20 protein-coding genes, 1 other RNA gene and 1 other annotated feature are annotated in these 20570 nt (G+C 34.2%); of the genes, 17 read left to right on the forward strand and 4 right to left on the reverse strand.

Annotation, left to right across the window (positions count from 1 at the left end):
* The first annotated feature begins 9 nt into the window (after positions 1-9).
* The 9 genes from IGJ55_RS07195 to IGJ55_RS07235 all read left to right on the forward strand — a co-directional run bounded on the left by IGJ55_RS07195 (position 10) and on the right by IGJ55_RS07235 (position 8861).
* The gene (locus IGJ55_RS07195) at positions 10-1053 is read left to right on the forward strand and encodes a tyrosine-protein phosphatase (RefSeq protein WP_430607884.1); all 1044 of its coding nucleotides are present in this window, start codon (positions 10-12) and stop codon (positions 1051-1053) included.
* A gap of 264 nt (positions 1054-1317) precedes the next feature.
* Positions 1318-2154: a BglG family transcription antiterminator LicT gene (licT, locus tag IGJ55_RS07200; RefSeq protein WP_430607885.1), complete on the forward strand. Its 837-nt coding sequence runs from the start codon at positions 1318-1320 to the stop codon at positions 2152-2154.
* A gap of 202 nt (positions 2155-2356) precedes the next feature.
* The gene (locus tag IGJ55_RS07205) at positions 2357-4237 is read left to right on the forward strand and encodes a beta-glucoside-specific PTS transporter subunit IIABC (RefSeq protein WP_430607888.1); all 1881 of its coding nucleotides are present in this window, start codon (positions 2357-2359) and stop codon (positions 4235-4237) included.
* Positions 4238-4278: 41 nt separating this feature from the next.
* Positions 4279-5709 carry a 6-phospho-beta-glucosidase gene (locus tag IGJ55_RS07210; RefSeq protein WP_429949994.1) on the forward strand — a complete coding sequence of 477 codons (1431 nt, stop codon included), beginning with the start codon at positions 4279-4281 and terminating at the stop codon, positions 5707-5709.
* A 571-nt stretch (positions 5710-6280) separates the two neighbouring features.
* Positions 6281-6760 (forward strand): GAF domain-containing protein, encoded by a 480-nt coding sequence (locus IGJ55_RS07215; RefSeq protein WP_069639658.1) that lies wholly within the window; start codon positions 6281-6283, stop codon positions 6758-6760.
* 164 nt (positions 6761-6924) lie between these two features.
* A complete protein-coding gene (locus IGJ55_RS07220; RefSeq protein ID WP_430607892.1) occupies positions 6925-7257 on the forward strand; it encodes a VOC family protein in 333 nt (110 codons plus the stop codon).
* A gap of 111 nt (positions 7258-7368) precedes the next feature.
* Positions 7369-7692 carry a DMT family transporter gene (locus IGJ55_RS07225; protein ID WP_069639707.1) on the forward strand — a complete coding sequence of 108 codons (324 nt, stop codon included), beginning with the start codon at positions 7369-7371 and terminating at the stop codon, positions 7690-7692.
* A gap of 141 nt (positions 7693-7833) precedes the next feature.
* Positions 7834-8201, forward strand: a transfer-messenger RNA (tmRNA) gene (gene ssrA / locus IGJ55_RS07230).
* 327 nt (positions 8202-8528) lie between these two features.
* Entirely contained in the window at positions 8529-8861 is a 333-nt protein-coding gene (locus IGJ55_RS07235; RefSeq protein WP_430607894.1) for a hypothetical protein, read from the forward strand.
* 272 nt (positions 8862-9133) lie between these two features.
* Here the strand turns inward: IGJ55_RS07235 and IGJ55_RS07240 are convergent, their stop codons facing one another.
* A complete protein-coding gene (locus IGJ55_RS07240; protein ID WP_207121450.1) occupies positions 9134-10003 on the reverse strand; it encodes a LysR family transcriptional regulator in 870 nt (289 codons plus the stop codon).
* A 125-nt stretch (positions 10004-10128) separates the two neighbouring features.
* On the opposite strand from IGJ55_RS07240, the gene IGJ55_RS07245 reads away from it, so the two are divergent.
* Entirely contained in the window at positions 10129-10707 is a 579-nt protein-coding gene (locus IGJ55_RS07245) for a DapH/DapD/GlmU-related protein (RefSeq protein WP_069639660.1), read from the forward strand.
* Positions 10708-11107: 400 nt separating this feature from the next.
* Here the strand turns inward: IGJ55_RS07245 and IGJ55_RS07250 are convergent, their stop codons facing one another.
* The 3 genes from IGJ55_RS07250 to IGJ55_RS07260 all read right to left on the reverse strand — a co-directional run bounded on the left by IGJ55_RS07250 (position 11108) and on the right by IGJ55_RS07260 (position 14741).
* On the reverse strand, positions 11108-12751 hold the full coding sequence (locus IGJ55_RS07250) for a YfhO family protein (RefSeq protein ID WP_429949988.1): 1644 nt from the start codon (positions 12749-12751) through the stop codon (positions 11108-11110).
* Positions 12752-13018: 267 nt separating this feature from the next.
* Positions 13019-13933: a helix-turn-helix domain-containing protein gene (locus tag IGJ55_RS07255; RefSeq protein WP_207121452.1), complete on the reverse strand. Its 915-nt coding sequence runs from the start codon at positions 13931-13933 to the stop codon at positions 13019-13021.
* 496 nt (positions 13934-14429) lie between these two features.
* Positions 14430-14741 carry a hypothetical protein gene (locus IGJ55_RS07260; RefSeq protein ID WP_430607899.1) on the reverse strand — a complete coding sequence of 104 codons (312 nt, stop codon included), beginning with the start codon at positions 14739-14741 and terminating at the stop codon, positions 14430-14432.
* Between the two features lie 191 nt (positions 14742-14932).
* Here IGJ55_RS07260 and IGJ55_RS07265 point away from each other — a divergent pair, with 191 nt between their 5' ends.
* The 7 genes from IGJ55_RS07265 (at position 14933) to IGJ55_RS07295 (ending at position 20428) form a co-directional block, all read left to right on the forward strand.
* Positions 14933-15250: a hypothetical protein gene (locus IGJ55_RS07265; protein WP_069639663.1), complete on the forward strand. Its 318-nt coding sequence runs from the start codon at positions 14933-14935 to the stop codon at positions 15248-15250.
* 159 nt (positions 15251-15409) lie between these two features.
* Positions 15410-15457: a sequence feature (sodium ion sensor (DUF1646 type); this cis-regulatory element may regulate processes involved in with the transportation of sodium ions), on the forward strand.
* A 158-nt stretch (positions 15458-15615) separates the two neighbouring features.
* A complete protein-coding gene (locus IGJ55_RS07270) occupies positions 15616-15942 on the forward strand; it encodes a hypothetical protein (RefSeq protein ID WP_207121455.1) in 327 nt (108 codons plus the stop codon).
* Complete coding sequence (locus IGJ55_RS07275; RefSeq protein ID WP_430607904.1) at positions 15929-17932, forward strand: V-type ATP synthase subunit I; 2004 nt, start codon at positions 15929-15931, stop codon at positions 17930-17932. The genes IGJ55_RS07270 and IGJ55_RS07275 overlap by 14 nt, the downstream gene beginning before the upstream one ends.
* Before the next feature lie 16 nt (positions 17933-17948).
* A complete protein-coding gene (locus IGJ55_RS07280) occupies positions 17949-18422 on the forward strand; it encodes a V-type ATP synthase subunit K (protein ID WP_069639666.1) in 474 nt (157 codons plus the stop codon).
* 13 nt (positions 18423-18435) lie between these two features.
* Complete coding sequence (locus tag IGJ55_RS07285) at positions 18436-19017, forward strand: hypothetical protein (RefSeq protein WP_069639667.1); 582 nt, start codon at positions 18436-18438, stop codon at positions 19015-19017.
* A 108-nt stretch (positions 19018-19125) separates the two neighbouring features.
* Positions 19126-20127, forward strand: a complete 1002-nt coding sequence (locus tag IGJ55_RS07290) for a V-type ATPase subunit (protein ID WP_069639668.1) — start codon at positions 19126-19128, stop codon at positions 20125-20127.
* A complete protein-coding gene (locus IGJ55_RS07295; RefSeq protein ID WP_069639669.1) occupies positions 20117-20428 on the forward strand; it encodes a V-type ATP synthase subunit F in 312 nt (103 codons plus the stop codon). Before IGJ55_RS07290 ends, IGJ55_RS07295 begins: the two co-directional genes overlap by 11 nt.
* Positions 20429-20570: the final 142 nt, after the last annotated feature.

The following is a 20570-nucleotide window of genomic DNA, read 5'->3' on the forward strand; positions in this document are numbered from 1 at the left end:
AGTGAAATAATGCAAGCACTTCAAGTGAAAAGAATTGGGGATGAACTTGAGATTTGTATTCCTGATACAGTACAATTACCTGTGAAAGTGTATTATGGAACAGGTAGTACAACTGAAAATAAAACTGGATATTTAGAATTTACTGAAAAAGGGTGGCAAAAGACAAAAGATCCCAATTTTCAAGAACGACTTTATTTTCAACTACAAACCGATTCTGAACTATTTATTGGAGCAGAACGCCGTTTGCCATTAAATAATTTGTACAATTGTCGTGATATGGGCGGTTATCTTACTACAGATGGTCGATTAACAAGATGGGGGCAGGTTTTTCGATCAGATGCGTTACATCAAATTGATTCTCAAGGACAAGTTTATATGGAACGGATGGTTATAAAAAAGATTATTGATTTTCGTTCACCAGAAGAAATAGTGAAAGATCCTAACAAAATGATTTCAACGAGTGAGACGTTTAATTTTAATCCTCATGCTGATGTAGCGCAGCAGGCGAGTACACAATCTATTTCCAAAAAAGATGAAGATAAAATCGCTCATTTAGAACAACTAGTTCAGACTGAAGCAGGTCGAAACCAGTTGTATAAGAATCGAAATATGATGATCAAACAAATGGAACAATTGGTGATAGGAACAAATGCGATCGAGGCGTACAAACAATTTTTTAAAGTCCTATTGCAAGCTGATGTGACTCCTCTTATTTTTCATTGCCAAGGTGGCAAGGATCGAACTGGTTGGGCAGCTGCTTTGTATCTGGCTGCCTTAGGTGTGGATAAAGAGACAATTTATCAAGATTATTTACTAACAGATAAAATGAATGCACCTAGAAATGCCAAACGAATGGCTATTTATAAAAAATATACGGACAATGAAGAAGTTTTGCTATTTCTAGCATCGCTGCAGCAAACTAGAAAAGACTATTTAGATGGTGCTTATAAAACTGTGGAAGAACAGTATGGCACGATGACGAATTACTTAAAAGAAGTACTAGGGATAGACAGTGATCACTTAGAAATACTTAGAAATAAATATTTATATTAGTATTGTGTATGGAGGGAAATAACAAGGTAGACAAATAAAAGCTACCTTGTTATTTGTTTGCTATACGTTTCGTAACAATAATAGTTTAGTATTATTATTACCTGGTCTAAAAAAAAGCGTTCTTTTTTCCTTTGTTGACAACGCTTTATTTTCATGTTTTAATAACAAGAGAAATCAAGATTGTTACTGAATGTTCAGGCTATACTTAATTTCTTTTATAGACATTTTATTAGCTAGCTGATCTAATCTCATTGAGGAGATATTATGGAAGTAAAAAAAGTAATCAATAATAATATTGTAAAGTCTCTTGATGCTGAGGGTCACGAAGTATTAGTGATGGGTAAAGGTATTGGTTTTAAAAAAAAAATTGGTGATATCATTGAAGATACTCTTATTGAAAAAGTGTATACTAGTAATGCTGATTCGAATACAAATAAGCTTACGCAGTTACTTTCCAATGTTTGCTTAGAACATTTACAAGTAGCAAATGACATAATTGGTTTCGCCAAAGTTTCTCTAGGCAAAAAGCTAAATGAGAATATTTATCTTACATTAACTGATCATATTGATTATGCGATTGATCGACATAATAACGGTCTGCCTGTTAGGAATGCACTACTTTGGGAAATCAAGCGATTCTATAATCATGAATATTTGATTGGTAAAGAAGCATTAAACATAATCTCCAATCGTCTAGATATTTCATTACCAGAAGATGAAGCTGGTTTTATTGCATTGCATATTGTGAATGCAGAACTAGATTTGTCACAAGTTAGTCAGGTTTCTGAAATGACAAAAGTCATTCAAACAATTATCAATATTGTTAAATATCATTATAAAACTGATTTAGACGAGTACACATTGAATTATGAACGATTTATTACGCACTTAAAGTTTTTTGTTCAACGCTTATTTAGCGGAATTGAGTTGGATAAAGACAAAGATGAAGGTTTCTTATTTATGTTAAAAGAGAAATATCAAGAAGAATATCTTTGTGCACTGAAAATTCGTGAGTATATCGGCAAAGAATTTGGTCGTGATCTACAAGAAGATGAGATGATCTATCTCACTATCCACATAAGAAGAATAACCAATAATTAGAGGATTGTTACTGCACAAGAGCAGGCTATACCTAAGAAAAATCTCTTCGACATAAGAGGATTCTTAGGTATTTTTTCATGTTGTTTTATGCACTTTATGAGCTGTTTTTTAAAAAAAATAAAAATTTTATTACGACAAAAAAGGATCCCTCTGATTTCAAGGTCAAATGTTTTTATTACACGTTTAATTTAGGAGGAAAGAAATGAACTATCAAGAATTAGCTAAAAAAATTATTGAAACTATTGGTGGAGAAAAAAATGTCAGTGGCTTGACTCACTGCGCAACAAGATTACGTTTTAATTTAAAAGATGAAGGAAAAGCGCAAACTGATGTGCTAAAGAATACAGAAGGGGTCATGGGTGTAGTCTCAAAAGGTGGACAATACCAGGTCATTATCGGTAGTGATGTCGGTAGTGTGTATAAAGAGATCTTGAAAGAAAGTCCATCGTTAGATGAGCAACAAATTGAATCAACAGAAAAAGACGATCGTAGGGCAGCATCGAAAATTATTGATACGATTACTGGTATTTTCACGCCTATTTTACCTGCGATCACAGCAGCCGGAATGTTAAAAGCTGTTCTTTCGTTATTAGTTGTTTTTAATGCAATTGATAAAACTGGGCAAACTTATATCATAATTGATTTTATGGCTGACTCAGCGTTTTACTTTTTACCGATTTTATTAGCAGCCTCTTCTGCTCAAAAGTTTAAAACTAATATGTATTTAGCGATGATGGTCGGTGGTATATTGCTTCATCCTAACTTTGTGGGAATGGTCAATGCAATTAAAGAAGCTGGTGAAGGCGGAATACATCTTTTTGGAATGCCGATTTCGGCTGTAACATATGGCTCATCAGTTATTCCAATTATTTTGTCAGTTTGGTTTATGTCCTATGTAGAACCAATTGCAGATAGAGTATCACCAAAAGTAATCAAGTTCTTCAGTAAACCATTGATTACGATTGCAATTGTCGGAACCGTGTCATTAGTAATCATTGGTCCAATCGGGTATTTGATTAGTGATGGGATCTCAAATGGCATCAAAGCATTAGAAAGTTTTAGTCCCTGGTTAGTACCAACAATTATTGGTGCTTTTACTCCGTTGTTTGTAGCAACAGGGACCCACTATGGACTTGTTCCAATCGGGATTAACAATCGGATGACCACAGGTTACGATACTGTGATTTATCCAGGTATGTTAGCCTCAAATTTAGGTCAAGGTGCTGCATCACTGGCAGTCGGTCTTAAAAGTAAAGATTCAGCAATCAAACAAATGGCGGCCTCAGCTGGTTTGACTGGTTTGTTTGGAATTACTGAACCTGCATTGTACGGAGTTAATTTACGATTTAAAACACCACTTTATGCAGCGATGATCGGCGGCGGATTAGGTGGATTATTTATGGGAATTGGCCGAGTAAAAAACTTTACAGGTGGTTCACCAGGTTTGTTAACACTTCCGAGTTATATTGGAGACGATACGTTAAGACATCTATATTTAGCCTGCATTGGTGCTGCAATTAGTATTACAGTCTCTTTTGTAATCTCTTATATCTTATATAAAGAACCAACTGTCAAAGCAACACAAAATGTTGTGAATGATTCAGCAGTAAATGAAGCCACAGTAGAAAATATCTTAGACGTCGCAAACCCAGTTAAAGGCGAGATCGTTCCTTTAGCATTAGTTGAAGATGGTATGTTTTCAGAAGAAATTTTGGGAAAAGGTTTTGCAGTTAAGCCTATTGAGGGAACTGTTTATGCTCCTTTCTCAGGAATGGTTACTGCTATTTTCGATTCTAAACATGCGATTGGTTTAACAAGTGATTCAGGTGTTGAGTTGTTAATCCATATTGGAATTGACACGGTTCAATTAAATGGAGTCGGTTATGAATATTTTGTTGAAAAAGGAAGAAAAATTCGAACAGGTGATAAATTAATTGAATTTGACTTAGATAAAATTGCTGAAAAAGGCTATAATATAATTACACCCGTTGTTGTAACAAATTCAGCAGATTTTGGTGATATTATTGCATTGACCAAAGCATTGTCTGAACCAGGTGAGCAAGTAATGAAGGTTATTCGATAATAAGAATTCCTTTATTCTAATAAATTGGAGGATGATTTGACATGGCATTTAGAAAAGATTTTTTATGGGGTGGCGCAACTGCAGCCAATCAATGTGAAGGCGGCTATAACGAAGGCGGCCGAGGATTAGCGAACGTGGATCTAGCACCAGTTGGACCAGACCGTTTTCCAGTGATCACAGGTGAGAAAAAGATGTTCGCTTTTGAGGAGGACCATTTTTACCCTGCACAAAATGCGATCGACATGTACCACCGTTATAAAGAAGATATCGCACTATTTGGCGAAATGGGGTTTAAAACTTACCGTTTATCAATTGCCTGGAGCCGTATTTTCCCTCTAGGAGACGAGACAGAGCCCAATGAAGAAGGGTTGAAGTTCTATGAAGATTTGTTCAAAGAATGCCGCAAGCACAATATTGAGCCTCTTGTAACGATCACGCATTTTGATTGTCCAATGCATTTAGTTGAAAAATATGGCGCGTGGCGCAGTCGTGAAATGGTTGGTTTTTATGAGAATCTTTGTCACGCAATTTTCAATCGTTATAAAGGCTTAGTGAAATATTGGTTAACCTTCAACGAAATCAATATGATTTTACATGCACCATTTATGGGTGCAGGTCTTTATTTTGAAGAAGGCGAAAACAAAGAACAAGTCAAATATCAAGCCGCACACCACGAACTATTAGCAAGTGCGATTGCCACAAAAATTGCTCACGAAGTTGATCCAGAAAACCAAGTTGGCTGTATGTTAGCGGCTGGCACAAACTATGCCTATACGTGTAAACCAGAAGATGTTTGGGCAGCGAAAAAAGCTGATCGTGAGAATTTCTTCTTTATCGACGTTCAATCTCGCGGAGAATATCCAGCATATGCGTTGAAAGAATTAGAACGTGAAGGCATCAAATTACCAATTGAAGAAGGCGATTTAGAATTACTGAAAGCACACACAGTAGACTTTATTTCATTTTCTTATTACTCATCACGTGTTCAATCAACGGATCCAGCGATCAATGAAAAAACAGCTGGAAATATCTTTGCCTCAGTGAAAAATCCATATTTAGAAGCAAGTGAATGGGGTTGGCAAATCGATCCACTAGGATTGCGTGTGACAATGAATGACTTATATGATCGTTACCAAAAACCATTATTTATCGTTGAAAACGGCTTAGGTGCAGTGGATGAACCAGATGAAAACGGCAATGTGATCGATGATTACCGAATCGAATATCTAGCGGCACACATCCAAGCGATGAAAGATGCAGTAGAACTTGATGGCGTAGATCTTTTAGGCTATACGACATGGGGCTGTATCGATCTTGTTTCAGCTGGAACTGGCGAAATGAAAAAACGCTATGGATTCATTTATGTCGATCGCGATAACGAAGGAAATGGCACCTTGAAACGTTCGAAGAAAAAATCATTTGACTGGTATAAAAAAGTCATTGCGACAAATGGGGAAGATTTGACGAACTAAGAATTTCTGTTTAAAAGTATACGAAAAAAAGTTGTCTTGGACATGTTTTGCTCAAGACAACTTTCTTATTATAATTTACTATAATCATGGTGAGGTTTCGGACTGTGTTTTAAAAATGAAAGAGCAGCAAACATAATTGCTGATAATGTTGCTCCTGTAACCAAAATCTTTTTCATAATACCTCATTCCTTTCATCAGATTTGTATATAGGATTAAGTACATAGAGTGCACATACGTGGACGGTAGGATTCGAACCTACACCTCATCAGGTCGAGAATAAACATCCGTTAGTCCTCAAAGAGTTTTAACACCACGTTCATCCACAAAATTATTGGTTGTTTACTATGATTAAACTATAGCCTTAATAGATTAAATCAAACATAAAAAAGGTTGAAAAAAGTGTGAATTCATTTGAAGTTGTTATGAAGAGTATGAACTTCAATATGAGAAAAAATGGAAATAAGATACAGAATAATTGAAAATCAATGAAAACTCTTAAAGATAAATTTATGCTATAATAAAATGAATAGCAGTAGTACTGATTCCAGATGGAAAAGAGCGTGAATGAACAATGTGGAAAAGCAAAAAAGAGAAAATAGAGGCGTATGAACTTCTAGTCCAACAACAAGCTGCAATCATTGAAATTGAACAGGATAAAATTGCCAATTTAGCAAATTCTTCAGCATTGTTGGCGGATGCCTTACCGAATACAGTTTTCGCTGGTTATTATTTGTTTACAGGAGAAGAATTAGTTTTGGGACCGTTTCAAGGTAAAGTCTCTTGTACCCGAATCAAAATGGGGAAAGGAGTCTGCGGCGAATCTGCTGAAAAGCGAGAGACGGTGATTGTGACTGATGTGAAAAATCATAAAAACTATATTTCGTGTGATTCTGCTGCACGATCAGAAATTGTTGTACCACTGGTCAAAGCAGGAACGTTGTTTGGTGTTTTAGATTTGGATAGTTCAGTGACAGATGGCTATGATGAAATAGATCAAGAGTATTTGGAACAATTTGTTACAGCGCTCTTAAACAATACAGATTTTTCCTGAAAACGGAGCATTCCTTTCGCCTAATCTATTTTCACATGAGATAATCGAAAGAATAGATTGAGAGGATGATGAACATGTTAAAAGTGTATCTGAACTTTAAGAATGAGGCAGCTGCCGCAATTGCATTTTAAGAAAAAGTATTTGATGTAAAAAGCGAAGAAGTCATGACTTTTACCGATGTTTCCGAAGATCTAGAACACCCCGCACCTGCAGCATGGAAAGACTTGATCGTCAATGCATCGATGACGATAGAAGGAGTTCCGTTTATGTTTTCAGATGTTCCAGACGGAATGGGTCTGACGTTTGTGAGAGGCAATAATGTTTCTTTAGTGATCAATACGGATGATGAAGCAAAGCTTGATCTGTTTTTCGCCAGTTTATCAGAAGATGGGCAAATAACAATGCCGTTTGGGGAAACTTTTTGGTCTAAAAAATATGGGATGGTCATAGATAAATTTGGAATCAACTGGATGTTAAATTACACTGTAGATCGTTGAGTTTATATCGGTGCGATTACATATAATCGAATAAGAATCATCGAGGGATGTTGAATGACTAAATCTTTCGATGATTTTTTAGAGTAAGTAATGGAGGAGGAGAGTTATGTGATTGGATACTTGTATCTATTTGTTGCTATAATAAGTGAGGTCATTGCAACAAATTTATTAAAGGCAACAGATGGGTTCAGCAAATTACTACCATCAGTTGAATGCTTGATTGCTTATATTGTTTGTTTTTACAGTTTATCTAAAGCAATCAAATATATGCCTTTAAATGTAGCCTATGCGTTATGGGGAGCGATCGGGATCATATTGATCACTATTTTTTCCGTGATATATTGGAAAGAACAAATCAATACCCCTACGATCATTGGTATTGGTTTTATTGTGATTGGAACGATTCTTGTCAATACATTTGGGACAGGTCACTGATTTTTAGAATGGTTGCGCCATTGTCAGTTTCTTTTGTTATCATGTATGAATAACGAGGCAGTAAATCAGCCTCTACTCCTTTGAAAGTCTGGAAAAATATGTTATACTAAGCAAAGCATAAAATATGCTATCAATCATAACGGGGACGTTACGGATTCGACAGGCATAGTTGAGCTTGAATCGCGTTTCGTAGGTTACGTCTACGTAAAAACGTTACAGTTAAATATAACTGCTAAAAACGAAAACACTACTTTCGCTCTAGCTGCGTAAAAACAGCGGGTGAAGATCCTCCCGGCATCGCCCATGTGCTCGGGTAAGGGTCTCAAATTAAGTGGGATACGTTAAATTTTTCCGTCTGTAAAATTTAAAAGAGATCATCAGACTAGCGAGAGTTTGGGCCTGTTATGCGGCATGAACTTCAGCGAAGCCTTAAAATAGTATGACTATGAGCGTAGAAGTTTAAGTGACAATGTGTTTGGACGCGGGTTCGACTCCCGCCGTCTCCATTTTTAGTAAATGTGAGAAGAAAAGTTGAAACGAAGAAATAGTTATAAACGCCTTTTTATAAGGGTTTATGGCTGTTTTTTTATTTTTTAGTAAATGGGAGAAAAAGGAAGTAATACAAAAGTTACTGATTTTGTATTAGAAATAAAAAAAACGGCGTTAAGTATCAGCGTAAATTAAATTCATTAATCAATAATTATAGTTCTTGAACTATTAAAAATATTAAGAAGTCGTGAATCCGACAATAAAAAGAAGTAAGTTGGTCTAAATGAATGTTAATGTGCGTTATTCGTGTATTTCTTTTTATCCGTTACATATTTAAACGTTTCTTTGTGAAAAAGAGATTGTTTATAAGTGGTAGTTTAGTAGTTTTTGGGTTAATGTTGAATGCTTTATTACCAGTGGTGGCATCAGCCGAGGATTTATCGCCTAGCGAAGTATTTTATCGAGACCACATAGTCGTGTATAATGTGGCAGCAAAAGCACCACAATTAAAAAATGAGGCACCACTTGATCCAGGAGGTTCATTTATAAGTGGCGGTGGTTTTGTAGGGGCAAGATCAAGTTCAGGTAGATCAAGGCAGACAAGTTCTCGAAGTAATTCAAATTATACATCTTCTAGTAGTAGAAGCTCATCCGGTCTTTTTTCCGCAGGACGGAGATAATAACAAAACAAGGAGATAGCGTAAAAGTTATCTCCTTGTTTTGTTATTACTCAAAGTCTAAATCACCATGATATTAATTTTGGGTGTAATCCTGCTGAAAGCCTACATTATATCCACTTTTGAAAAGAATAATTTTATAGAAATTTCTAAATGATTATCCTTTCTCTCATCAAAATTTTGTATTCACCATCATAAAGCTTCAGCTTAAGGCTATTTTCATAAATAATTGAATTTTATAAAACACGACTTTTGATCGTTATACAAGTGAACGATTACAGTGAAGCTTTAATCATGCGTAAGAATTCTTTTGAAGCTCGTGAAAAGAATTGATCTTTTTTCCAAACAAGATTGACATTTGCACTCAATGGAGGTGAGAAAGGAACAAATGTTAGATTTGTATTGGTTGTATTCACAATACCATCGATACAAAGAACACTGGCGACATTCTCTTTCACCAACAGTGAAGCATTGTAAAGTAAGTTATAAGTACCAATCACATTAAAATGATCCATATTTCCACCAAGCCATTCGGAGAGTTGATTATCAACCAATGATTGGTTTGAAATGAGCAAAGGTGTACGTTGAATATCTTTTGGTTGAACTTTGTCTAGGTTCGCAAGAGGATGCAAGTTATTGACTAATATTCCCCAAGAATCGATTAGAGGCAGCCGAATATATTCGTATTTTTGTTTTTCTACAGGGTCAATAACGAGTCCAAAATCTAAAAGCCCTGTATCAATTTTTTCTAATACATCATCAGCATTTCCACTATAAAGATGGATGTCAATTTCCGGGTAGTCGTTTCTAAGATCGTGAAAAATACGACCAAGAAACTCAAACGCTTGTGTTTCTCCGCCACCGATCGTTATTTGTCCACTGATTATTTCATTTTTAATAAGGTTTGTTGTTGTTGACTCAACTAAAGATAGAATTTCTTTTCCTCTATTCATTAAATAGATACCATCTTCCGTTAAAGTGATAAATCGATTTCCTCTAGTAAATAATGTAACACCTAGCTCTTCTTCTAATTCTTTTAATTGTTTTGAAAGAGTCGGCTGGGACAGATGTAAGACTTCAGCGGCTTTACTAATTGTTTTTTCGCTTGCAACAGTTAAAAAATAGGTTAAAACACGAAGTTCCATTGACTATTCCCTCCTATAACTAAAATGAATAGTTATATATATTTAATTGGTATTAGTTAAGTATAACGGGTTTAGGTATAATTTGGATAGTGAAAAATGAACGAATATGTAAGGAGGGAAAATGAATGTCAGCTTTAGAGTTACAGCAGAAGATTATAGGGAAAGAGATATTAAAAGATTCGCCCTTATTTAAAGAAATCCATTTGGTCAAACAGGATAATGAACGATTAATAATGTTGTTGAATGCAAAATATTATTCCAATGAAGAGGTTTTACAGTATTTAGGGAGAATTACTGGACAAACAATTGATTCATCGGTAAAAATTTCTCAACCTTTCTATACTGATTTTGGGAAACATATCACTTTTGGCAAAGATATTTTTATTAATCAAAATGTTACGTTTGTTGATTTGGGTGGTATTACGATTGAAGATCAGGTGTTAATTGGTCCAGGTTCTAGATTAATTACAGTGAATCATTTGATTTCCCCCGAAAAAAGACGCGGAATTAAAGTAGAGGCGATTTGTATTAAGAAAAATGCGTGGCTTGGGGCAAATGTGACGGTTTTACCAGGCATTACTATTGGAGAGAATTCGATTGTTGCTGCGGATTCAACAGTAACAAAGGATGTTCCTGATAATGTGGTTGTAGTAGGAAGTCCAGCCAAAATAGTGCGAAAGATTGAAGAAGATGACGAAACGTAAAAGAATACGGGGCATTTTACTGCTAAGTGTAATAACTTGCTCTAATTGCACAACAAACGAAAAAATTAAAAGATCCACTTCCAATAAGAATTTGTCCGACTACAATCAACACAAAGTTATTCGCGAAAATTACGGACTGAAAAGCCGTTGATGGAATGTTTAGTTTGAGAAGTAAATCAAAGAAAATACGACTAGACCTCGACTGAGCAAATAGAAGGAAGAAGGCCAGAATAAATCATTTAGCAACTATTTGCGATGGCTGTTCACCTTTTTCGAAAGAAGGACACAGTTCAACTATCTAACGTCAAGAAATAAGAAGAACTTCCATCTTATTTCTTGACGTTTCCTTCGCTTTCAATTGACTGAGTCTATACAGCGAAATTTGAAAAGAGAAACTGTATCACTTGTTGAGTATTTTTTTGCCTATATATTGAAAGCATAGTATCCCAAAAATCAATATTGAAAAAATAACCGAAATTTTTTGAACCAATGTTTTCTTATATGAAATAGAAAGAGCATGCTCCCCTTCATTAAGTTTTACAGTAACGAGTCCTGCTTTATTATAGTTAGGAATCACTTTTTGATTATCAATGACTTCATAGCCTTTATAGAAAAACTTGGGTAGTTGGACTTCTTGAGTACCATTAGTTCGTAACGTAAAGTGGTTATAATTATATTTGTTGCTACTTGGATCAGAAAAATTAGTGGTAGAAGGAACGCCATCAATAATCAGAGCGGGACTGGCAAAATATTTTTTGAAGTCAGTGTCTTTTACTAAATATTCTTTCCCATGACCGATTTCCGATTCATAAAAATCAGAAAAATTTTCATTTGTCACGGTCACATTGTTTTGAATGCGAGCTTGCACTAAATTATTACTATTAAATCCAATTGTTAAAAAAATAGATAATGCAATAAATATTAGAAACTCCTTTTTAGAATCCAGTTGAAATTGTTCGATCAAATAAACTGCAAGTAGACTAGCAAAAAAAGAAGCAAATAATAATAGTCTCCAAGGAAATTGAATCGTTGCTAGGATTGATGTTTTAAAAAATGCCCATGGGAAAAGGTTAGTAGCCAGTAAAATAACAAAAAGAGTCAGTAACGTGAGTCGTTGAGTCGTTTTTGTGAGTTTAGGGTAACTAAATAGAGCAGCGATAATGGTTACTAAGAGAAACAAGCCAATATTCGGTTTTAGTTCGGTAAACGGGGCACTTAAGTTGGTAAGACTATTTATAAATAAATCGCCTAAACTAAAATGCAAACCGTTCGCCCATAATGTGGTGTTGTTAAAATTAAATTTTAGCTGTTCGATTTGTTCTAGATAAGGGAATAAAAACCAGGCGGATAAACCAACTGTTAATAAGAAAGCTTTAGTAAGGCTTTTTAGCTGAGCTAGCTTGCACTTTTTCCAATTGAATATGAGAAAAATAAGTAGCAAGAGAAAAGAATAAAAAGCTGTGATCAAATGACTGGCAATCAACAAGCTCATTCCTATTGCGAGCAGTTTCCAGTGATGTTGATGCGTATAAAAAAGGGTGTAAATACCTAAGACTAATAAAGGTAAAAAGGCAAATGCTAATGTTTCACCAAGTGCAGCTCTAACAGACTGATCGATTAAACGATAGGTAGATAGCGTATAAAAACAAGAAAATAGCAAGGATGATTTTTTTGAATGGTGTATAGAATAGAAAAAATAATAAGAGATAATAGCTGTAATAAAGCTGATAAATAGTTGAAATAGGTAGTAAGAAGATACGAAAGAAAATCCACCAATTCTAAAAAGTGCAAATGGCAGCAATAAAATAGAAGGATAAAATAAATCAGCACCGTATCCAAAATTTAGCCCCATTGTAGGAAAGATGCGTGGGAAAAAATCTAAATGCTTTACCGCTAAGGTGTAGCTTTCTAATCTGGTTCTGTGAAATAAAAGGTCATCTTGACTGAAAATATAGTTATTAAAAAAATAAGGAAAGATAGAAGTAATACTAATCAATATTAAAAATATAATTATAATTCCGTTTTTTCTAAATATAAAATTCAATTTATGTCGCCTTCTTTATCTTTTTTTCTTTATTTTAACAGAAAAAATAATAATTATGAAAATAATTGGACTAGTAGTATCAAAATAGAGAGGCGAAAAGACTTTGAATAAAAAGTGAACTAAAGGGTTGAAATTGATAACATGATGTAGTATTATAAATGTACCCTAACAGTATTTCATTTTACTCAATCCGAGTAATACTCCTTATCCCACCTTGAAAAAGGTGGGATATTCTTGTTTTAAGGTGATTTTAAAACATAAAATAGACTAAGTTTCTTTTAAAAGTCCAACTGAATAGCTGCTTAATAATTTTTCACCATCTTTTTCATGGGTGAGAATCTTTACTTCTTTTTTTACTTGTGCAGCCTGCAAAGTATCTCCAGTATTTTCTAGTAAGTGAATGAAATCATAGACACGTTCCATATAAAAGGGTTCGCCTTCACGAATGTAATTTAGAAGGTTCGACAAATACTGCAAATTCAATTTGAAACTATAATTTTCACTTTGTTTATCTTGTTTCTTGGCTAATCTGATATATTTTTCAGCACCAATATAATCTTTGGCATACAATTTTAAGGAGATTAGATTAATCAGAATATTATAGGCAAATTTTTTAGTAGTGAAGTCTCGCTGTTCCTCATATTTGATGGGAAACATTCGAGCAACCAATAAATCAGCTTGTTTTGCGCTAAAAAAACGAGTTAAGTTCGCAGTGATTACATAGTCATATTGAAGATAAAATGATTTTTTTAATAGTTCTTCAAAAATATCATTGACTTCTTCTGATGTAATTGGCTCGACCTCTTTCCAGTGCGCGTGGAAAAAATTCTTAATCGCTATATAGTTTGACAGTTCTCTTAAGTTTTTTTCTCTTTTATCATTTAATGAATAAAAGTAAGTTAATAATTTTTGTTTGGTTGTTTTATTCTCTAAGTGAGCGCCACAATAATAAAAAAATTCTCTAAAATCTTGTTGCTCTTTGTCGAAAGTTGTAAAACTAAAGAATTCATCCGCATTAATAGAAATCTGTCCTAATATTTCTTCCAATTCATTTACTTTTAAAGAACGCTTACCACTTTCAATTTTTGAATACGTAGAAGGATCTGTGTATTCTGACATCATTTCTCTTTGTGTAAGTTTCAATTTTAATCTAAAAAAACGTAAGGTTTCTATGATATTCAAGCGTTTCTCTCCCTTCTTATGCGATTATAGCATGGAGTAATCATAAAATTCTTGTTTTTAATAAAAAAAGATGTAATATATTAGGTTTTTATGCCAATTTCGCACTTTTCAATATTTCTACTTTATTTTTTCGAGTCTGTTTGTTATTCTTTACTTAAGGAAAATTATTTGTTTGCAAACGTTGATCCGAAAAAAACTGATTTGGGGGTGCGCTAATGCTATCATTAATGGCTCTAGTCTCTAGTGTTATTTCTGTATTTGTTATTACTGGTGGGGGCTAGATAGATTATTAAGATGCCTTATATTTGAGTTTTAGAAGACAATGATGTAAACAAATAATTTAACTAAAAAAAACTAAATGTATAAGTAAAAAGTGCGTAACAAAAAAAGTGCAAAATAATAGCTTCTGATTTACTTTTCCTGTTGAATGAAGTAAATCAGAGGCTATTATTTGTTTTTTTAAGAATCTTTAGCAAAAATGTCTTTGGCTTATGTTTCACTTATATATTGTTCTATCTGATAATTTTCTGCTAAAGATTTTGAGTAAACTTTTTCTTGAACTTTTTTCATATATCATATAATAGAAAAAGGCACTTTCGCTTTCGGTTGGTTCTTCTGTAACCAGAATCTCTTTATAATAAGTTAGTGCAATTTCCTCAGAAAAATAATAAGAATCGTTTTTTAAAATAGACAAACGAAGTGTATCGCCAAATAATATATTATTTTCTTCAGAAAAAAGATCTTTTTTCTGATCGACCAACCATGTATTATGGAAAGTCGTCGTTATTTTGATTAAATTTTGTTTCATTTAGTTGTTCTCCAATCGTTAGCTTAATAGACTCTACTTTTATTATATCAAATAGTCCGTAATTTTAAACAAAAAGATTGTTTAGAAGGATTGTTGTTTTTTCTGAATGATTTAAATAATCATCAGATCAGGAAGAGATATGATAGAATAAGCAGTGGAATAATTCAGTGTATATGGAGGAGCAAATAAATATGAAAAAAATTACACCTAAAATGTTTATCACACTATTAGAAAATAAAGAAGAACGGTTTGTGGTGGTGATCAATCATTGGTTTTATTACATAGAACAAGGACGTATTTATAGATTTCAACAACATAATAACACGAAGATGCTAACACTGTTAAGTTCATTTTATGCAGATGAGATTGATGATCTGTTGATGAAGGATGGGTTGAAAAAGAGTATTATCGATCAAATAAAATATGATTGGTTTACAGACGTCTGGAAAGAGACGCTCATGGAGCGTATCGGACGTTCATACTATGATTTGGAAGTATTTTTTTTCTGAAAAATAGGAGAGTAAGACAAATCTATTCTAACAATAAGTTTTTTGTTTGCTCTCATGAGTAAAACTTCTTTCCTAGCTTTTTTAGTTAGATAAAGTTTACTTGTAAAGAAGTTGTAATTTCAGATTATTTTTGCTAAGATAAGGTTATACAAATAAAATGGTTGGGCGTAAGCTTCAAGGATCAGGTTCTTCAAGGGGTGAGAAGAATGTTTTTTTGAACTTATGCCCTTTTTTATTTTTTAAGGGAATAAGTTTGTGCTTTTTGTCAGTTAAAGTGCAGATTATTCCCTTTTTGATTGTAATAAAGGCTGATACGTACAATAATAAAATGGAAGAAGAACGACTTAAAAGATAGGGGTGAAAAAATGGTTTTAGAAGCTTTGGACAAAATTCGTGAAGCAGAAAAAGACGTAGAAGTAATGAGACAACTAGTTAAAGAAGAACTTACTGTATACGAGCAAGAAAAAACAGATGCTTTAAAGCAAAAAAAAGAGGAAAGTCAAAAAAAAGTAACGTGTTTACTTCAAGAGTTAGAGACACAAAAAGAACAACAACTGCAAAAAGAAAAGGACCTGCTATTAAGTGAAGCAAAAGAACAAAATCAAGATTTCGAAAAAAAATATGAAAAAAATAAAGACTCGATCATTGATTATGTAATAGAAAGGGTGAAAGAAATCTATGGCAGTCAATAAAATGGAAAAAATGACAATTATTGCTGCGTCTGAAAAAGAAGAAGAGATTCTTCAAGCTATACAAGGACTGCAAACGATCGAGGTCAAAGATTTTTTTCATTCAAATGTAGATAGCTCTTATATAGAAAAACATTTTGCTTCAACGTTGTTGAAGGAAGATCCAACGCAGCAAAAACATTTTGAAGCAATGTTATCTGAAATTCAAGAAGCATTAACTTTTATTGAACGATTTTCAGAGAAGTCCTCCAAAAAGAAAAGAATAAAAAGGCAAGTCCTGACTTTGGGTTCGTTAGAAAAAAAGTTTGATGAACCTAAAATCAGTAAGTATCTAAGAGAAATTGCCTTTCTTAAAAATGAGTTAACTAGACTTGCATCAACAAGGAAAGAATTAGTAACAAAAGAAAAATGGTTGGCTCGTTGGCAATATTTAGATGTAGTTCCTAAAAAAAATGTATTAGAAAGTAGCAATCTTTTATTGGGCTCAATCAATGCTGCGAACCAGTCCCTTTTCTTAGCAGATTTAGCAAATGTGAATTCTGTTTATGTAGAGGAAATTTATCACAGCCAAAATCATATATATTACAGTTTACTCTATTTAAAGAATCAAACTGCTGAAGTAGCGGAGGTTATTGCAAAATATAGCTTTAACGAATTTAATTATCCATACGATCGTTTGCCTAAGGAAGCATATCAACAAAATAAAGAAAAACTGGCTGCACTTGTAGAAGAAGAAAAGCAATTAAAAGTTAAATTGTCTTCTTATCATGCTTATTTAGAAGAGTTATATTTAGCTGAAGAGATGACTTACGCTTTTATTCATCGTGAAGCGGCTAAAAATCATTTCTTGAACACTTCTTACTTTTTCATTATGCAGGGGTGGATTCCTGTAGACGAAAAAAACGAGTTATTGACTGTCTTGCAAGAAAATAGGCCAAAAGATGAACTTTACATCGTTTTTGACTTACCTACAGATGATGAAATTCAATTGGATATTCCAGTGAAGTTAAAAAATAATTCTGTAGTAGCACCATTTGAGATGCTGACAGAAATGTATAGTTTGCCCAAATACGATGAGATTGATCCAACGCCGATCATGACGCCTTTTTACATGGTGTTTTTTGGGATGATGGTAGCCGATATTGGCTATGGACTGATTATGTTAGTGGGAGCATTGCTTGCACTCAAGTTAATGGTTTTACCACGTGGAATGAAGCGATTTGCAGATTTCTTTCTGATCTTATCATTTCCGACGATTATCTGGGGGTTTATATATGGCTCGTTTTTTGGTGCTACTTTACCCAAAGTATTATTCGGAATACAGCTCCCGTTTCCTATTTTATCAACCACGGAAGATGTGAATACAATTTTGATTTTATCGGTTGTTTTCGGATTTATCCAGTTATTGACTGGTTTGATGGTCAATGGGATCGAGTTAACGAAGCGTAAGCGTTATTTAGAAAGTATCAGTGAAAGTTTTGCATGGCAAGGGTTACTGATCGGATTAGTGATCGTAGTTTTAGGTATGTTGATTTTTAGTAATGATGGGTTTGTTACAGTGGGAATCGTTGTAGCTGCTATTTCAGCCTTATCGATCATTGTCGTACCAATCATTCAATCAAAATCAAAAGTCAAAGGGTTAGCCAAAGGGTTATATGGCCTATATGGTTTGACAGGGTATATTGGTGATCTAGTTAGCTATACGCGTTTGATGGCTTTAGGTATTTCTGGTGGAAGTATTGCGGCAGCATTTAATATGTTAGTAGAATTTATGCCGCCTGCTGCACGCTTTACCGTTGGGATTGTATTGATCATAGCCTTACATGCATTGAATCTCTTTTTAAGTTTACTAAGTGCTTATGTACATGGTGCACGATTGCAATATGTAGAGTTTTTCGGAAAATTTTATACTGGCGGTGGACGGGCATTTAATCCACTAAAAGCTGAAGAAAAGTATATGAACATTGAAAAAAAATCAAAAGTAAAAGACTGATGGAGGAATAAAAAACATGATAGATTACTTAATTAACAACAATGGCGGCATTCTTTTCGCCGTTTTAGGAATGGCAATGGCAACAATTTTAGCTGGGATCGGTTCTGCTAAAGGGGTTGGTTTTACCGGGGAAGCTGCGGCAGCATTAACGACTGAACAACCAGAAAAATTTGGTCAAGCATTGATTTTACAATTATTACCAGGTACGCAAGGGTTGTACGGATTCGTTATCGCGTTCTTGATTTTTATTAATTTAGATAACAGCATGTCAATGGTTCAGGGATTGGATTATTTTGTAGCGTCTTTACCGATTGCATTTGCGGGTTTGTTTTCTGGTATCGCTCAAGGTCGTGTTGCAGCGGCTGGTATTCAAATTTTAGCTAAAAAACCCGAACACGCAACAAAAGGGATCATTTATGCTGCGATGGTTGAAACATATGCCATTTTAGGGTTTGTTATCTCATTCTTACTTGTACTAAATGTGAAGTAGTAGGAGGATAAAAATGGATGCAATTGAAAAAATTGTCGAACAGATTCTAGAAAAAGGTCGAATAGAAGTTTCTGAGCAAAAAAAAGTAGAAATTATGCGGATCGATCAAGAATATCAAGAACAAGAAGAAGCGTTGTATTTACAAGAAGCAAAACGAATTGAAAAAAATGAAGAGCAAACTATGAAAGCCTTTAAGCAAAAGCAAAACCGTCAACAATTAGACATAAAACAAGCAACTTTAAATCAAAAACAAGGTTATCTAGAACAGCTTTTTACAGAAGCAACTGAACGTATGAATGATTGGTCGGAAGTGGAATTTCAACAGTTTGTAGAACAAATCATTCATCAACTGCCAATAGAAGGACGAGCTGGTCTGAAACTAGGAGAGTTTTCCAAAAATAAACTGTCTGATCAATGGCTACAAGTACATTCGCCAGAGAAACTAGTTTTGGTTTTAGAAAAAGAAGTGATTCCAAACGCTGGAGGCTTTATCGTAGCAAAGGATGGCATTGAGTATAACTTTTTATTTTCTAGCCTTGTGCAAGAAATCAAGAAAATAGATAGTTTTAAGGTAGCGAAATTGCTTTTACAGTAACAAAGGTTCTTTTACTCATAGTGAGTTAAATTGGATAAAAAAGCTTTTTAATAACTAGATATAGAAATAGAAATGATTTGTTTCACTTTTTATGACAGGAGGATCATGATGAAAGAAACTGCGTATAATCAAATCAATCCTTTGATTCGTCTTAAAGAAACAGAACTGCTAAGCAATGCTCAGTACGAGCAATTATTGACTGCAAAAACTGTTGAAGAACTAAAAGATATCTTGAAAAATACAGTTTACAACGCTTATATGACGGATGATTTTGCTGAAAAGTTTGACTATATTTATGCAAAAGAAAAAGGGAAATTGTATGAGTGGCTGTACGAAATGGCACCCGAACCAGAAGTGATCACAATCTATACGTCAAGAGCCACTTTTCATAATTTGAAAGTATTGACGAAAGCAGAGCTAACAGGTAGGGACTTGGATTATTTATTTTTAGATGACGGACGATATTCTATAGAAACGCTAAAAAGTGCGATTCGTACCCGAGTGTCTACAGAATTACCTGAAGCTTTGATGGATGCTATTCTTGAAGTATTGGATTATTTTCAAGAATCATCTACATTGCAAGCAATCGATATCATTTATGATCGGAATTTTTTGACCTTTCAGCGCCAATTAGCTGAATCCTTAGAGAATAAAGATATTGTGAGAGAAGTTGCTGCATTTATTGATTTGACGAATATATCCACGATGGCTAGAGGAATTATTCAAGGGCAGCACGAGAATTTTTTATCAACTGTCTTATCTAGTTCAGGGACGATCGCAAAAGAGAATTTTCTTGCCTATGCCAAACAATCATTACAGGCTTTCACCGATTTTACATTAAATACAGCGTACGGTGGACTGTTAACAGCGATTGTTTCTACTAGTACAAAAGAATTAGATTTAATTGCCTTTGAAAAGGTTAAAGATAATTATTTAACAAGTTTGTATGACAAAGCAAAAATCATGGCCTTTGGGCCGTTGCCACTCTTGGCATTTCTAAATGCTAAGGAAGTGGAGTGGAAGAATTTACGGTTGATTTTAGTTGGGAAACGAAGTGGTTTTCCACTAGAAGTCATTAGAGAAAGGATGAGGATGACAGATGACCTATAAGATCGGCGTAATCGGTGATAGAGACTCTGTGATGCCTTTCAAACTTTTTGGCTTTGAGGTTGTCTACGCAATTTCGGAAAAACAAGTGAGAGAAACGATTGAAATAATGGCCAAAGATGATTTCGGTGTCATTTTTATCACAGAAGATGCTTCTGAATTAGCTGTTGAAACGATTGAACGTTATAAAAGTAAAGTCACACCTGCTATCATTTTGATCCCAAGTCATAATGGGACAAAAGGGATCGGGCTGAAAGAGATACAAGATAATGTGGAGCGAGCAGTAGGGCAAAATATTTTGTAGGATGTTAGAGTACTTTACAATAATATGTGGGATCTAGCTTTACGAGTCAGCTTTCGACTGAGAAACACAAGGAATAACTGAAATGATGTCGAACCGTAACAAGCGACTTTAGGAGCATTACTACATTTGATAGGAGGAATGA

The sequence above is a fragment of the Enterococcus sp. AZ170 genome, from assembly GCF_050545135.1.
In the GTDB taxonomy this organism is placed as follows: Bacteria; Bacillota; Bacilli; order Lactobacillales; family Enterococcaceae; genus Enterococcus_L; species Enterococcus_L ureilyticus.

What these genes read in the sequence shown, in the direction of transcription:
- IGJ55_RS07195 (WP_430607884.1), top strand. Translation starts at nt 10, where the DNA reads ATGCAAGCACTTCAAGTGAAAAGAATTGGGGATGAACTTGAGATTTGT.
- licT (WP_430607885.1), top strand. Translation starts at nt 1,318, where the DNA reads ATGGAAGTAAAAAAAGTAATCAATAATAATATTGTAAAGTCTCTTGAT.
- IGJ55_RS07205 (WP_430607888.1), top strand. Translation starts at nt 2,357, where the DNA reads ATGAACTATCAAGAATTAGCTAAAAAAATTATTGAAACTATTGGTGGA.
- IGJ55_RS07210 (WP_429949994.1), top strand. Translation starts at nt 4,279, where the DNA reads ATGGCATTTAGAAAAGATTTTTTATGGGGTGGCGCAACTGCAGCCAAT.
- IGJ55_RS07215 (WP_069639658.1), top strand. Translation starts at nt 6,281, where the DNA reads ATGTGGAAAAGCAAAAAAGAGAAAATAGAGGCGTATGAACTTCTAGTC.
- IGJ55_RS07220 (WP_430607892.1), top strand. Translation starts at nt 6,925, where the DNA reads ATGACTTTTACCGATGTTTCCGAAGATCTAGAACACCCCGCACCTGCA.
- IGJ55_RS07240 (WP_207121450.1), bottom strand. Translation starts at nt 10,003, where the DNA reads ATGGAACTTCGTGTTTTAACCTATTTTTTAACTGTTGCAAGCGAAAAA.
- IGJ55_RS07245 (WP_069639660.1), top strand. Translation starts at nt 10,129, where the DNA reads ATGTCAGCTTTAGAGTTACAGCAGAAGATTATAGGGAAAGAGATATTA.
- IGJ55_RS07260 (WP_430607899.1), bottom strand. Translation starts at nt 14,741, where the DNA reads ATGAAACAAAATTTAATCAAAATAACGACGACTTTCCATAATACATGG.
- IGJ55_RS07265 (WP_069639663.1), top strand. Translation starts at nt 14,933, where the DNA reads ATGAAAAAAATTACACCTAAAATGTTTATCACACTATTAGAAAATAAA.
- IGJ55_RS07270 (WP_207121455.1), top strand. Translation starts at nt 15,616, where the DNA reads ATGGTTTTAGAAGCTTTGGACAAAATTCGTGAAGCAGAAAAAGACGTA.
- IGJ55_RS07275 (WP_430607904.1), top strand. Translation starts at nt 15,929, where the DNA reads ATGGCAGTCAATAAAATGGAAAAAATGACAATTATTGCTGCGTCTGAA.
- IGJ55_RS07280 (WP_069639666.1), top strand. Translation starts at nt 17,949, where the DNA reads ATGATAGATTACTTAATTAACAACAATGGCGGCATTCTTTTCGCCGTT.
- IGJ55_RS07285 (WP_069639667.1), top strand. Translation starts at nt 18,436, where the DNA reads ATGGATGCAATTGAAAAAATTGTCGAACAGATTCTAGAAAAAGGTCGA.
- IGJ55_RS07290 (WP_069639668.1), top strand. Translation starts at nt 19,126, where the DNA reads ATGAAAGAAACTGCGTATAATCAAATCAATCCTTTGATTCGTCTTAAA.
- IGJ55_RS07295 (WP_069639669.1), top strand. Translation starts at nt 20,117, where the DNA reads ATGACCTATAAGATCGGCGTAATCGGTGATAGAGACTCTGTGATGCCT.